This is a genomic window from Paenibacillus sp. FSL H8-0261 (genome assembly GCF_045040645.1).
Classification (GTDB): Bacteria; Bacillota; Bacilli; order Paenibacillales; family Paenibacillaceae; genus Paenibacillus_AQ.
On record NZ_CP150297.1, the window covers coordinates 6,316,464 to 6,331,892 of the forward strand.

Here is a 15,429-nt window from a genome sequence, read left to right on the forward strand (position 1 = left end):
ACAGAAAGAAATCAAAAAAGCGTGCCGCTGTAATTACAGGGCACGCTTTTTTCAATGATATGAGTTCTATTTAATGCCCTGCCTTAGCAACTTCGCTATCTATAAGCTCTTTCATATAACGAAGTAAATCATCTTTAAGCTCTTCATGCTGAAGTGCATAATGAATGGTGGTCTGAATGAAGCCCATCTTCTCACCAACATCATGACGTTTGCCTTCAAAGTCATAAGCAATAATCCGCTCCACTTCACTTAAGCGGGAGATCGCATCCGTCAGCTGGATTTCTCCACCTACACCTACCTGCTGCTCACCAAGCATATCAAAGATGCGTGGAGTCAGGATATATCTTCCTAGAATCGCTAGATTAGAAGGAGCATCTTCTCTCTTCGGCTTCTCTACAAGGCGATTGGCCTTATAGACCCGCTCAGCCAACTCAGTTCCATCCACCAATCCATAGCGGGAAACTTCTTCCCAAGGCACAGGTTGGACACCTACAATAGAGGATTTGTACTGCTCATATACTTCCATCATCTGTTTGAGACAGGGTTTCTCCGACTCAACGATATCATCACCTAGCAGAACAGCAAACGGCTCATTACCAATGAATTTACGCGCACACCAAATCGCATGTCCAAGACCTCTTGGTTCTTTTTGGCGAATGTAATGGATATCAGCCATCTCGGAGGATTTACGAACGGATTCAAGAAGGTCCCACTTCTGTTTCTCAGCTAAGTTAAATTCCAGTTCAAAAGAATTATCAAAGTGGTCTTCAATCGCACGTTTACCTTTACCCGTCACGATAATAATATCTTCGATTCCGGAAGCAACTGCTTCTTCGACAATATATTGGATCGTCGGTTTATCTACTATCGGCAACATTTCTTTAGGCATTGCTTTGGTTGCAGGCAAAAAACGGGTACCAAGACCTGCAGCGGGGATAATGGCTTTACGGATCTTCATCACATTAACTCCTTCTGTCGGTTACTCTTCCATCTTAAATACTCTGTATAGTAAAATGGCATATTTCCTTTAATTATAGCAGTTATAACAGATTAATGTCAGAGTGTTTGTTATATTTGTATATCTATTCCAATCAAATCGGAGAGGGAGAAATTATATAAGTCTTTTACAAGATCCCCCCCTTTGCTAACTCTCACCTATACATTATCTAGTATATGCAAGTAACAAAGAGGACGAGATCGTATCTATAAAAAAGGGCCAAGCAACACCAGAAGACCCTCTGGTAGTCGCCTAGCCCTATTTCTTAACCTTAATTACTTCGCGTTAACCAATTGCCCCCGTGTAACCCCCAGCTGGTTGGTAGCCTTCAAGCTCTTCCATACCTGCGTACCAGAGATCTCACCACGCAGTGCGCGGCTATAGAGGCTAATTACCTCAGCCACTTGCTCTGGTGTCTCTTCCAGGAACTCCACGCGGTACGAGGATACGCCTAGATCACGGAAATTATTCAAATACTCCGCACCGGACTGTTCAACTGCATTATAGACGGTATTACGGCAGCCTTCATCCACACGAACTGGATGTGACATTCCAATACGGTCTTGCAAAGAAGCGCGATGTTCTTCACATGGACGACCACAGTTCGTAAAGTCTGTGCCTTCACTCATGAAGGTACAGTATACACAGTGCTCTGTGTGGAACATCGGCAAATGCTGATGGATTACGATCTCCATACGAGAGGTATCACTATGTTCAAGCAGGTCGACCATCTGTTGAATGTTCAAGTCATAGGATGGTGTTACCATGTCACAGCCTGCCTCAAGGAACAGATCCACTGCCTTATGATTGGCAATATTCAATGAGAAATCGCCGATCAGGCGTGGATGCACGGCATCAGGCTGCTCTTGGCGGCGGCGCAGATAATAATACAGCGCGCCGGTATTGCGTACTAACACGGCATCAGGCTGCAGGCGCAGAATATTGGCGTGGTAGCCGTTCTCGCCCGGCATATGAATGCGCGGTGTGGCCAGCGCGATGCTGGCCCCTGCAGCCCGTACCGCATCTACCGCTGCCGGGAACTGCTTGATAAACTCGAAGTCGGCGTAGATGTTTCTCACGCCGGCCTCGAGCGCAGCCTGCACCTGCGGCAGGCTGCGGCACAGCGCGGTGAGCTCCGCTTCACCAGCGCGCTGCGGAGCGACGCCCCTGCGGGTAGCGTCGCCGTAGACCTCGATCGCCCGTTTCACGTACACGGGCGGTTTCGGGCGCTCGCCCGCAAGCAGCTCCACCGCTTGGCGGCGGATGCTGTTCAGCTCGCGCATAGGGACGATGACGTCGCCTTGCAGATGCGACTCTAGCGCGTCAAGCTGGAACACGGTTCCGCCCAGGCGGCCGAATTGTTCTTCCAGCAGCGCGGTATCCATCGGACGCTTTTGTGCTGCTTCCAGCGCAAGCTCCGAGTCCACACGGACGGTAACGTTCTTCTGAACGTCCGTCCACCAGGTGGTCAGCTTCTCGCCGACGCAGCCCTGCACTCGCACATGTACCGGGAATACCCGGTACGGCTTCTCTGTCTCATAAGTCTGGCGCAGCGCCTTGTCTAACGCAGGGTCATTTGTCTTCCAAATGCGGTCACCGACATTTAGACGACGCAGATCCACATCATTACGACCGGCTACGATGTCGATGATCCAGCCTTCTCCGGCTTCACCTTCGAGCTTCACACCTTTACGACGAAGGTCGTAAACGCGTCCGCCTTCTTCTTTTTTCGTCGGATCCCCTGCATCAAACACGATTCCGTCTCCCCGCTTAAGAGGTGCATGAATACGGCAGACAACTCCATCACGAAGAATTTGTTCAACCGTTCCGAGATATACACCACGGCTTTTCGGGAAAGTGCCGTCTACGAGCTTTTTATTGTTCGTTCCATCTAGAAAACCATGCGTGAAACCGCGGGAGAAGCTTTGTTGCAGTTCACGAACTTCTTCCTTCGATGGTTTGGACATATCGCCATCAAAATACCGATCAATTGCCTTACGGTACTTACTAACTACATTCGCAACGTATTCTGGACTCTTGAGGCGCCCTTCGATTTTGAAAGAAGTTACGCCCGCCTCGATCAACTCAGGCATAAGATCTATAGCTGCCAAATCCTTAGGGGAGAGCAAATAAGTCACATCACCCATAGGTTTAACTTCTCCATCCACCATCAGATCATAAGGCAGACGGCAAGCTTGAGCGCATTCACCGCGGTTGGCGGAACGTCCGCCCCACATTTCCGAAGTCAGACATTGACCCGAATAAGAGACACATAAAGCACCATGCACGAATACTTCCATCGGCAGACGGGCTTGCTCCCCAATCGTCTTAATTTGCTTCAGATTGTTCTCACGACCGAGTACCACACGTTCCAAACTGAAAGGCTTAGTAAACTCGACCGCTTCCGGGGAAGTAATGGTCATCTGTGTCGATCCATGAATCGGGAAATCCGGTGAGATTTCACGGATCATTTTGACCAAACCTAAATCCTGTACAATCACCGCGTCCACGCCAGCATCTACACAAGCGTCAATCAGTTCTTTTGCATCGGACAATTCATTTTCAAAAACCAGTATATTAAAGGTCAGGAAACCCTTCACACCATAGCTATGCAAAAACGCCATAATTTCCGTCAGCTCGTCCATGCGAAAGTTGTTCGCTCTCGCCCGTGCATTAAACTTCTCTACGCCAAAAAAGATAGCATCCGCTCCGTTTGCTACCGCCGCACGCATGCAGTCCCAGTCACCTGCAGGTGCCAATAGCTCCACGTCTTCTCTGCGTATTTGTTGCTCTTTCATTTATATCCTCCCAAACCGCCATGTGGCGGGTCATTTCTAGTTGATTAACTTGATAATTGTATCAAATATCACATCTCAGCGCCATGTGTTTACCAACATTTATATAAAGAAAAGAACGCCCCATGCCATTTAGGCTACAAGGACGTTCTCATCTAATTGAATTACACTCTACTATTAGTTAGTCATGAACTCCAATCACCTCTAAACTACTCATTCCCCGTAAACCGAAACGACTGCAGCGTTTTATCCAACAAAGCTTGCTGTTCTGCAGTAGCATTGGCATCATTCAGCGTAACAGTAATCGTGTAGACCACCTCATTTTTGCCAAAAACAACGTGCTTACTGCGGAGAGGAACACCATTCTTGATTTGATGCACATTAAGGATCGTAGCAGAAACACCTGCAAAGGTAGACTCCACTATACTTTCAATGCGAGGACCTTTAGGATCATTATTTTTATTCTGATAAGAATCTTTGAGCATATTCACCGCATAATCGATTGAGCCCTCAGGTTTCGAATTAATCTGGAAACGTCCTCCGATGAACCGATACTCTACCAACTGTGTCTCGAATACATCTTGATTGGGTGTCCATAAACGTGGAATGTCGATGGCATAGCCGTATCTTTTAGATACTTTGGTTATCGTTTTATTCTTGATTGTCTTATAGTCATCGCTAGCGAGTCGCCCGAAGTTCTCCTTCAACAGATCAAAATCAATATCAATAGAGGATATAATGGCTTTAAATTTGGCCTTATCGTCTTCTTGTCCAGCAGGTGTCACATATTCGAAATAGTAACGGTACCCATTCTTGAGTACGAGTGCCTGATATTCTGTCGCCCAACCGTTGCCGAAATTCAGCTGTGTCTCACTTATTTGCGCAGGTACGCCGGAGATTTCAGACTTCATGCTATCCTTAAAAACATAAGCGTCCGCTACAAAGTTCTCCTGCGTTTTTGTCTTCAACTCTTCAGCCCAGCTCTCTAGTGTAGAACCAGCAGGTGCCGATGTAATCGCCACACTCAAATGACTTCCTTGTTTGCTTTCATAATAAAAATGCTGGTCATCCTTAGTCCAAGCGGCAGGAACCTGTAGTGAGATACCATAGTCCTCATTATAGGCTTCACTTAAGCCATTCTTTACGGTAGAGAGATCACGGATTTTGTTATCCTTAGTGTCAAAAGAGGGCCGAAAAGAGCTCAGTAACCCCGCATATTTGGCTAAATCCTTATAATTAGTGGCTTTCTCATCCGTCAAATAAATCTCGTAAAGTCTACCTTCAGCATAGATCAGCCTGTTTTCCCAGAGTGCTCCGCTAGAATCTTTACTGACCAATCGTGCATAGGGTACAGAGGCTTTCGGGAACGACTCCCGGTCTAATATCAGTTCACTGCCTAACTCGACTTCCCGGACTAGTTGTTCTAATAGCCCATCTGCATCAACAGCAACTGCCTGATCACTTGCATGAATCTCCAAATAATAAAGATTGTCCGCACTGGAGAAGGTAGCCACACTCTCATCACCACCGCTATTTCCAGCAATCAGTCCAGACGGATAATTTAGTGTCCATCGATAATAGCTGTTCCCAATTTGCGTCTTCCCCACATCGCTATCAATACCAGTATCCACTGGCACATCGCCTTCATTGTCAGCAGGAGCTAAGGTAATGATCAGCTCACCACCGTTACCCTGGGAGAGGGTTGCACCCAGTACACTCGCCACAAAACGCAGCGGCACCATCAACACACCTGAAACCATCCGAGGCGCGGAGGTGAGTTTAACTTTAGTCGCATCCTTCCAGGCACTAATACTACCAATCGTCATTAACCCTGTATGAGAGCCATACGTTACTTTCACTACATCATTTCCTTCTAAGGAAACCGTGCTGCCAAATGTCTTTTTAAAAACCCCGAGCGGTACCATAACCGTTCCGTTCTCCATATAAGGCCGCTCGATAGTCACCTTCTTGCCATTCACCGTAGCAGAAGTACTGCCAACTTTAAGACTCAGCTGCAGCTTGTCTTTTTCTGCTGCCCGTACGGTTGGTATCGGTAATATAGAAAATAGCAATAATAAGGCCAGCATCGCACACAATCCTTGTTTTAAAACTTTAAAGCCCATTTACCGTCCCCCTCTCAAGTTTCCTGATCACTCTTCCGTATGCTCGTCTCCATCTGCTCCTGCATCCTCTTCACTTAATAGGGGATCACCCTGAGTGAGCACCAGCTTACGGATGACGATATCCCCATCACTTTGCATAACCAGTCGTACCGTTGTACCTGGAGAATAGCTTTTAAACAATTCATTAATATCAACTAGTGAGACCACACGGTGGCCGTCAATGCTGTACAAGACGTCGTCTTCGGCAACACCCGCCTTGCGTGCTTCAGCAGAAATCACTTTAGTTACAGTCAGGGGATCGAGCGTTGGCAAGCCCACAATCGAGGACCAACTCGGCTCTAACTCCAATCCAAGACTCGGGTGTTTTACTTCACCGTATTTAAAAAGCTGGTTCATAATATACTGCACGGTATCCGACGGTATAGAGAAGCCCATATTCTCCACGCCCACCGCTGAGTATTTCAGACTGTTTATTCCCAGCACTTCGCCCTTCATATTCACTAGCGGGCCCCCGCTATTCCCGGGATTAATCGCTGTGTCACTTTGGATCAGACGATAAGCCGCAGCTACTTCACGGTTAAGGCCACTTATAACCCCTACGGTCGCTGAATTCCTTAGAGAAAAGCTAATCGGTGTTCCGACGGCCACTACCTTCTCACCAACAATGGTTTTGCCGGTCGAAGGAATAAACTTTGCAGGTTTAAGGGAGGTTGCATTGATTTTTATCAGGGCCAGATCACTAACTTCATCTAGATATGTTTCTTTAATGCTGTAGGTTTTGGAGTCCGACGTCACTACCAAAGCATTCTGCAGATCCTTGATGACATGTGCATTGGTTACAATCCATCCATTCGATTTCACAATAATCCCAGAACCATGCGTCAGATTGTATCGATCATCCGGTCCGCTATTGCCTCCACTATCGTCTTTGCCGATAATGCCCACTACGGAGGGGGTGATACTTTTAATAATCCCTGGTACGGGGTCTTCCGCTGCTGTTGAATTTTTGATTTTGTCTCTCTGGGTTGTGGTCGCCGCGCTAACCGTCTTAGTCGTATCACCCAACGCATAAACCGACTCACTCCATACTCCTGACAGCAACACACCGCACAGCAGCAAGCCCATTCCTTTCTTCACCAGCTTCTCCCCAATCCTCATCAACCTTCACCAGACCCTCTCTCTGCTAATGGATAAATTTTACATTATATAATTTGAAAAAAGACACCTTCAATGCGCCCACGGCGTTAAAGGAGTCTTTTGGTGCAAAGCTGTTCAATTTAATTCTTCCGTTAACTTAACCAATGCATCACCATGGCATAGTCAGAGATTATAAAAACCAATAAACTAACCGCTCCGAAACCAATGGCGAACTTGTTCTTCTGGGGAGCCCTCAGTAACCGAATGACTCCAACTAAAATTAGGATGGTGAATAAAATCATAAAAACATCAAAGGTATGAAATTTAGACGGTCCTTGCGCGGCAACTTCTGCAAGTAGCATTACCTTACCTCCTCAAAAATGTTGTCAAGCAAGATCCAGTATTCCCCATATCCTCTTCTATGTTATCGCTACCATTTGGGCGATGCAATAGGTTTTGTAGAAAAATTATGTATTTGTCGCAAAAAAAATATTTTATTACTGCAAAATCGGATAAATTAATGATTTTGTTCATTGACGTTTGATGTTTTCCGGCAAAAGCGATACAAACCTAACGAGTAATGCTCTATTTTTTGAAGGTGATGAAATGAAGTATCAGTTATGGATTAAGCCCCCTCAAATTAGCCGATTATCGGTTTGATTTTAGTTCTAAGGCTGCTTCCCCAATCTAGTAGCTGAAGCCTTTAATAGAACAAAATGTATATTACAATTAGTTATTTATTTTTCAAGGAACCATCGAGCCTACAGTTATTCTATTACCCATTAAGTATACTTACAGTAACAGCATGTTCCTCATTAAATCTTACGACGGACATGCCCTACATATGCCTATCCCGTCTATTATTTAGTATTCTTTTTATAGGAGTCATATAACGTTTACTAGAAAACTCACATCAGAACGGATAAAGGCTCTAATTTACTAGTGACTACCAGCAATTGTACCGATCAATTGTTTTCCCAAAATAATAATTTTGGACAATAAATAATAAAGGCCACGGCAAATTGCCGCGACCTTTATTATTTAGTAGTTATACTATCCAGCTATTTATAGCTTAGGTAGTTTCCGCCGTCTCAAGCATAAGCGCTTCAGTACGCTCTGTATCACGAATCAGAACTGGCTTCAGATACTTACCTGTGTAAGACTCCGTAACAGTAATGATCTTCTCTGGTGTTCCTGTTGCCAGTACGGTTCCGCCGCCACTGCCGCCTTCTGGTCCCATATCGATGATATAATCAGCAGTCTTAATAACGTCCAGATTATGCTCAATGACAAGAACCGATTCTCCGGAATCCACCAAGCGGTGCAATACTTCAAGTAAACGACCAATGTCGTCCACATGCAGACCTGTTGTAGGCTCATCCAAAATATAGAGTGTCTTGCCTGTACTACGGCGATATAACTCAGAAGCCAACTTCACACGCTGCGCTTCACCACCGGATAATGTTGTACCTGGCTGACCAATCTTAATGTAGCCAAGACCCACATCCATCAGCGTTTGCATTTTACGGTGAATACGAGGGATATTCACGAAGAACTCTGTAGCATCCTCTACAGTCATCTCCAGCACGTCGGAAATGTTTTTCCCTTTATATTTCACTTCTAGTGTTTCCCGGTTATAACGTTTACCTTTACATACCTCGCAAGGAACGTATACGTCAGGCAAGAAGTGCATCTCAATCTTGATAATTCCGTCCCCACGGCAAGCTTCACAGCGTCCGCCTTTTACGTTAAAGCTAAAGCGTCCCTTTTGGAACCCCCGTACCTTTGCCTCATTTGTCTTCGAGAACAGATCACGAATGTCGTCAAATACGCCAGTATAGGTTGCTGGGTTAGAGCGTGGTGTACGCCCAATTGGTGATTGGTCGATCTCAATAACTTTATCGAGATTTTCCAAGCCACGAATTTCTTTGTGCTGACCCGGACGCACCTTCACAGCCTTATTCAGCTGCCGTGCCAAGCTCTTGTACAGAATTTCGTTAATAAGTGAAGATTTACCGGAGCCCGACACACCAGTCACCGCCGTAAACACACCTAATGGAATCTTCACATTCACATTTTTCAGGTTATTCTCTTTAGCGCCACGAATTTCTATCCAACGATCATCGGTAGCACGACGCTTAGCGGTAACTGGAATAAACTTACGACCGCTTAAATATTCACCGGTTAAGGAATTCGGATCTTTCATAATCTCTTCCGGTGTTCCTTGCGCCATAACTTGTCCACCATGAATACCCGCACCCGGTCCGATATCAATAATATAGTCCGCTGCCATCATCGTATCTTCGTCATGCTCTACAACAATCAACGTATTGCCTAGGTCACGCATATGAGCAAGCGTAGAGATCAGGCGATCATTATCCCGTTGATGCAGACCAATACTTGGCTCATCCAGAATGTACAGAACACCCATCAAACTGGAACCGATCTGAGTTGCCAACCGGATACGCTGTGCTTCACCACCAGATAGCGAGCCTGCTGCGCGGCTAAGTGTCAAATAGTCCAATCCGACATTCACCAGGAATCCCAGACGATTGCAGATTTCCTTAAGAATAAGATTGGCGATAGCTGTCTCTTTCTCACTTAACTTTATTTCTTCAAACCAATGCTGACAGTCACCAATTGAGAGATCGGTAATATCCGAAATATTTTGTTCGTTGATCGTAACCGCCAAAATTTCTTTCTTCAGACGTTTACCCTTACAGACATGACAAGGCTTAGCACTCATAAATCCTTCAATAAATTCACGAATACCGTCAGATGCGGTCTCCCGGTAACGACGCTCCAGATTCGGAATAATCCCTTCAAAAGCAACCATCGCATCTTTCTTTTGTCCAAAATCATTCTCATATTTGAAGCGAACCTTCTCACTACCTGTACCATGCAGTAGTTTATTCATATGATCAGGTGTTAAGCTGCTCACTGGAACGTTCTGTGGAATATTAAAATGCTCACACACGGACTTCAGAAATTGCGGATAGTAATTAGAAGTACTTCCAGTCCAAGCTAAAAAGGCACCTTCTTCAATGGATTTCTCAGCATCAGGAATAAGCAGATCTGGATCGACCACCATCTTCATTCCAAGTCCATCGCACTCTGTGCAGGCTCCAAACGGACTGTTGAAGGAGAACATACGTGGTGCCAGCTCTTCAATACTGAAACCACAAATCGGACAAGCAAAATTAGAGCTGAACAGAAGCTCTTCCTGACCGATGATATCCACAAGGATTTTACCGCCCGAAAGTTTAAGTGCCGTCTCCAGTGAATCCGTCAGCCGGGTCTCCACATCGTCTTTAACGACGATCCGGTCTACAACAACTTCTATGGTGTGCTTTTTATTCTTCTCAAGTTCAATATCCTCAGACAGATCTCTTAGCTCACCGTCCACACGCACACGTACGAACCCTTGCTTAGAAATATCTGTGAAGAGTCCTTTGTGTTCACCTTTACGTCCTGAAATAATAGGCGCTAGGATTTGCAAACGAGTCTTCTCTGGATACTGCATAATCCGGTCTACCATTTGTTCAACGGTCTGGGAAGTAATCTCAATTCCATGCTCAGGACAATGAGGGTGACCGATTCGAGCAAAAAGCAACCGGAGATAGTCATAGATCTCAGTAACCGTACCAACTGTGGAGCGCGGGTTGCGACTTGTTGTCTTCTGATCAATAGAGATTGCCGGGGATAATCCGTCTATCGAATCCACATCCGGCTTCTCCATTTGGCCCAAGAACTGACGAGCATAAGCTGACAAAGATTCAACATAACGCCGCTGTCCTTCAGCATAAATCGTATCAAATGCAAGCGAAGACTTACCCGAGCCGCTCAGCCCCGTCAGCACGACGAAACGGTCACGTGGAATCGTCACATCGATGTTTTTGAGATTGTGCGCCCTCGCGCCTTTAATTACAATATTATCGTTCGCCAACGGAACCTCTCCTTAATAAATCAAATATCAAAGCTGTTTTCTATTTATTCAAAAAGAACGGCCAGGACAGCACCGTTCAATTACTTATTTTAAATATCGGTGATGCATTTAAGGTTTATTACTCGGCCCGAAGCTCCAACAATGCGTCACGCAGCTCTGCCGCGCGTTCGAATTGCAGGTTCTTCGCAGCGTCCTTCATCTCGGCTTCCAGACGCTGGATCAGGCTTTGTTTCTCTTTCTTATTCATCTTGCCACCAACACCCGTGAGGTAATCCGCTTTGGACTCGGCAACCTTCGTTGCCTCGATGATGTCACGCACCTTTTTATTAATGGTGGTTGGGGTAATGCCGTGCTTCTCATTATGGGCGATCTGGATGGCGCGACGACGCGACGTTTCGCTCATCGCCTTCTCCATCGAATCAGTGATTCGATCACCGTACATGATTACACGACCCTCGGAGTTACGGGCCGCACGACCAATCGTCTGAATTAGGGAGCGTTCGGAACGAAGGAAGCCCTCTTTATCAGCATCGAGAATAGCGACCAGCGATACTTCCGGGAGGTCGAGACCTTCTCTTAGCAGGTTAATCCCTACTAAAACATGAAATGTACCAAGACGAAGATCACGTAAGATCGCCATCCGCTCCAGCGTTTTGATATCAGAGTGCATATAACGAACCTTAATCCCAATTTCCTTAAAGTAATCCGTCAGATCCTCCGACATCTTCTTCGTCAACGTTGTGACGAGTACACGTTCGTCTCGTTCCACCCGATCACGAATTTCACTAATCAAGTCATCGATTTGTCCCTCTGTAGGACGAACCTCAATGATCGGATCCAAAAGACCTGTAGGCCGGATAATCTGCTGCACCATGGTGTCGCAGTGCTCCATTTCATAGGGTCCAGGTGTCGCTGAAACATATACGATCTGCTTCACCTTTTCTTCGAATTCCTCGAACTGGAGTGGACGGTTATCCAGCGCAGACGGCAACCGGAAACCATGCTCTACCAGTACCGTCTTACGCGCCCGGTCACCGTTATACATCGCCCGAATCTGCGGAAGCGTTACATGGGACTCGTCAATAACGATCAGCATATCATCCGGAAAATAATCCATTAATGTATACGGTGTTGCCCCTGGTTCACGGAAGGTGAGCGGTCCGGAATAGTTCTCAATCCCAGAACAGAAGCCCACTTCTTTCATCATCTCAATATCATAACGTGTCCGTTGTTCCAAACGCTGAGCTTCAAGAAGCTTTCCTGCGTCACGAAGAACCGTTAAGCGGTCTTCCAGCTCTTTTTCAATGTTGACCAGTGCCACCCGCATCGTTTCTTCCTTGGTAACAAAGTGAGACGCCGGAAAAATAGCGACATGATCGCGCTCCCCGATCAGTTCACCCGTCAGTACATCAATTTCAGTGATTCGCTCAATTTCATCACCGAACAATTCGACCCGAATGGCATGCTCACCCTGAGATGCCGGGAAAATCTCAACCACATCACCACGTACACGAAAGGTTCCGCGTACAAAATTGATATCATTACGCTGGTACTGGATATCCACTAACCTGCTCAAAATCTCATTTCGAGGCTTCTCCATCCCTACCCGCAAGGACAAAAGCAAGCTTCCGTATTCCATCGGCGAACCGAGACCGTAAATACAAGACACACTCGCCACAATAATAACGTCACGCCGTTCGAACAAGGAGCTCGTTGCGGAGTGGCGCAATTTATCAATCTCTTCATTAATACTGGAGTCTTTCTCAATATAAGTATCGGAGGAGGGAATATACGCCTCTGGTTGGTAATAGTCGTAGTAGCTGACGAAATAGTCTACCGAATTATGCGGAAAAAACTCCTTAAACTCACTCGCCAGTTGGGCAGCCAAAGTCTTATTGTGCGCAATAACTAACGTCGGGCGGTTTAATTTGGAAATAACTTGTGCAACGGTAAACGTCTTCCCCGTACCCGTCGCGCCCAGCAGCGTCTGGTGCTTCTTGCCCTGCCGGATGCCTTGTAGTAATTCCTCTATGGCATGAGGCTGATCGCCCTGGGGTGTATACTCGGACTCCAATTCAAAAGTCTTTGTACTGACGACAATATCACTCATTTGCCCGTCTCCCCTCTATCGTCTAAACTAGATTAATATATTATAATTGTTGTCTGAATGTTCTCTCTCCATACGATGGCAAGCTAAAACGCCTTTGGCGTCTCTAAAAGACGTTAAGCGTTTGTGCGAGAATTATAAGGATTAAAGTATAACGTGAAACTTATACTTTCTTATAATTAAAAAATATGGAAGATAAGAATATGTGTTCCCGTTCATTATACAGTGTTGACTAGATCGTTGCAAACCATAATACATAGAAATGTTAGGAGCTTGAAGCATGGATATTACCTCAATAATCGGCCTATTGGCTGGACTGGCTGCGTTAATCGGCGGCTATCTCTGGGAAGGCGGAAGCCTCTCAGGACTGCTGCAGCTTAATGCAGCTTTGATTGTGTTCGGGGGTACGTTTGCCGCCGTTATGATCAGTTTCCCGGCATCTAAGCTGCGCTCCATTCCAACAGCATTACGCATGGCTTTCGGTAGCAACCCTGATCGTGATGTAGAAAAAGCAGAAGAACTTATTGCAATGGCAACCGTGGCCCGTCGCGGCGGCGTTCTAATGTTAGAAAAACAAGCTGAAGAACATCCGGACCCTTTTACACGTGAAGGTCTACTTCTTATTGTCGACGGCACTGATCCTGAGCAGGTAAGACAGATCCTTGAATTAGAAATGGATGCTAAAGAATTGAAGCATGATAACTATGCTAAGATTTTTGAAGCTGCAGGTGGATATGCACCAACGATGGGAATTATCGGGACGGTGATGGGTCTCATCCGTGTACTTGGCAACCTTACAGATCCGTCAAATCTGGGCACATCTATCGCAGTGGCATTTACCGCAACACTGTACGGTGTTGCCATCGCTAATTTAATATTTTTACCCATCGCTTCCAAAATCAAATCCCGCAGTCAAAGCCAGCTACATAGTATGGAAATGCTGCTCGTCGGCATTCTTTCTTTGCAGAACGGGGATCACCCCTTGCTGGTGCGTAAAAAACTGAACTCATTCATCTCAGACACGGACACGAATGACCGTGCGGAAACTAGAGGTCTTCTATGAGACAAAGAGACCGGCGCAAGCGGCGTGTAGAGACTCGGGAAAGCCACGACCGTTGGATGATTACTTATGCTGATCTAATTACACTTTTACTTATTTTTTTCGTTATATTGTATGCGATGAGCAGCCTGGATACTGACAAATATAACATCGTGACAGGCTCGTTATCCGAGACCTTCAAATCTGGCAGCACTGTCCTTGAGGGTGGGAACGGCATTTTAGATGCTGGGAAATCAATTGAGAACAAACCGGAAAGTACAGACGGGAATGGGAATGCAGCTGCAACTGCGAGAACGAATGATGGATCTGCTGAACAAACGGAGAACGAAACACCTTCGGCACGTGAACTTGCTTTTCGAGAACAAGAGGCTAAACTTGCTGAATTAATGGGTGTGATTACGAACTATGTAGAGGAAAATAATCTCGGAGAACAAATTTTTGTTGCCGACAAACCGCAGGGGATAGAAATCACACTAAGTGACCGTTTTCTCTTCGATATAGGTAAGGCAGACCTGAAGTCTCCAGCCCTGCCTGCTCTTCAGCAGTTATCTGGCTTGTTCAGCGATATCGGCGCAAAGATCAGCATTGAAGGACATACCGACAATACGCCAGTATCTTCGGCTTCTCACTATAACGACAACTGGGAGCTGTCTGGTGCTCGTGCGCTGTCAGTGCTTCGCTTTTTCTTAGATCGGGAGGGATTGAATCCCGACAATTTTCAATACGCAGGTTATGCTGATACCCAGCCCACCGCGGATAATACATCGGCAGCAGGGCAGCAAAAGAACCGCCGTGTAGAGATCATTGTGCTTCGTCAACTTCAAGAGGGTGCCTAAAAAATGTTTTACTCAGAGCTAGTTACAATAGCTAGGCCTGTGCGGGAGCGAATCTGCTTATCAACATACCCAAATGGGCTCACCACTATTTATTACGGAAATACTCCCTGATTATCTGCCTATTCCCTTGTCCAGGCGCAGAATTAGAGAATTCCTCCCTGATTAATACCCTATTTAGTCAGAAATAGCGCTTTTCACCGAAATTTTAGGGAGGAATTCCCTAAAACCCTTTGTGTACGCTATATTCGTCTAAAATAAGGAGGTTTTCCCTAATTCCACAATCAGTAGATTCGCTTTTAAATAAAATCCCATAATTCCAAAGAGTCCCAGGATTTAACTCAAAAATCACCACCACTATCTATATAAAAACACCAAACAGCAAGTCCCCAAAAACGGAAACTTGCTGCTATAAATATCACATTCGGTGA

At 45.9% G+C, this 15,429-nt stretch carries 9 protein-coding genes; 2 read left to right on the forward strand and 7 right to left on the reverse strand.

Translation table 11 applies throughout. The features are described 5' to 3' along the window. Window positions 1-70: 70 nt before the first annotated feature. The 7 genes from galU to uvrB all read right to left on the reverse strand — a co-directional run bounded on the left by galU (window position 71) and on the right by uvrB (window position 13,108). Window positions 71-958: a UTP--glucose-1-phosphate uridylyltransferase GalU gene (galU, locus tag MHI27_RS28275; RefSeq protein ID WP_405175133.1), complete on the reverse strand. Its 888-nt coding sequence runs from the start codon at window positions 956-958 to the stop codon at window positions 71-73. Between the two features lie 314 nt (window positions 959-1,272). After that, window positions 1,273-3,795 (reverse strand): U32 family peptidase, encoded by a 2,523-nt coding sequence (locus tag MHI27_RS28280; RefSeq protein ID WP_341126698.1) that lies wholly within the window; start codon window positions 3,793-3,795, stop codon window positions 1,273-1,275. 206 nt (window positions 3,796-4,001) lie between these two features. Then, entirely contained in the window at window positions 4,002-5,915 is a 1,914-nt protein-coding gene (locus tag MHI27_RS28285) for a stalk domain-containing protein (protein ID WP_405175134.1), read from the reverse strand. A gap of 27 nt (window positions 5,916-5,942) precedes the next feature. After that, a complete protein-coding gene (locus MHI27_RS28290; RefSeq protein ID WP_405175135.1) occupies window positions 5,943-7,076 on the reverse strand; it encodes a S1C family serine protease in 1,134 nt (377 codons plus the stop codon). 128 nt (window positions 7,077-7,204) lie between these two features. Next, entirely contained in the window at window positions 7,205-7,414 is a 210-nt protein-coding gene (locus MHI27_RS28295) for a DUF2759 family protein (protein ID WP_042131279.1), read from the reverse strand. Between the two features lie 710 nt (window positions 7,415-8,124). Further along, window positions 8,125-10,998 (reverse strand): excinuclease ABC subunit UvrA, encoded by a 2,874-nt coding sequence (uvrA, locus tag MHI27_RS28300; RefSeq protein ID WP_042192277.1) that lies wholly within the window; start codon window positions 10,996-10,998, stop codon window positions 8,125-8,127. A 118-nt stretch (window positions 10,999-11,116) separates the two neighbouring features. After that, the gene (gene uvrB, locus MHI27_RS28305) at window positions 11,117-13,108 is read right to left on the reverse strand and encodes an excinuclease ABC subunit UvrB (RefSeq protein ID WP_339267480.1); all 1,992 of its coding nucleotides are present in this window, start codon (window positions 13,106-13,108) and stop codon (window positions 11,117-11,119) included. A 277-nt stretch (window positions 13,109-13,385) separates the two neighbouring features. Here uvrB and MHI27_RS28310 point away from each other — a divergent pair, with 277 nt between their 5' ends. Together MHI27_RS28310 and MHI27_RS28315 are read left to right on the forward strand one after the other, a co-directional pair. Beyond that, window positions 13,386-14,168, forward strand: a complete 783-nt coding sequence (locus MHI27_RS28310; protein WP_405175136.1) for a flagellar motor protein — start codon at window positions 13,386-13,388, stop codon at window positions 14,166-14,168. Next, window positions 14,165-15,001, forward strand: a complete 837-nt coding sequence (locus MHI27_RS28315) for a flagellar motor protein MotB (protein WP_405175137.1) — start codon at window positions 14,165-14,167, stop codon at window positions 14,999-15,001. Before MHI27_RS28310 ends, MHI27_RS28315 begins: the two co-directional genes overlap by 4 nt. Window positions 15,002-15,429: the final 428 nt, after the last annotated feature.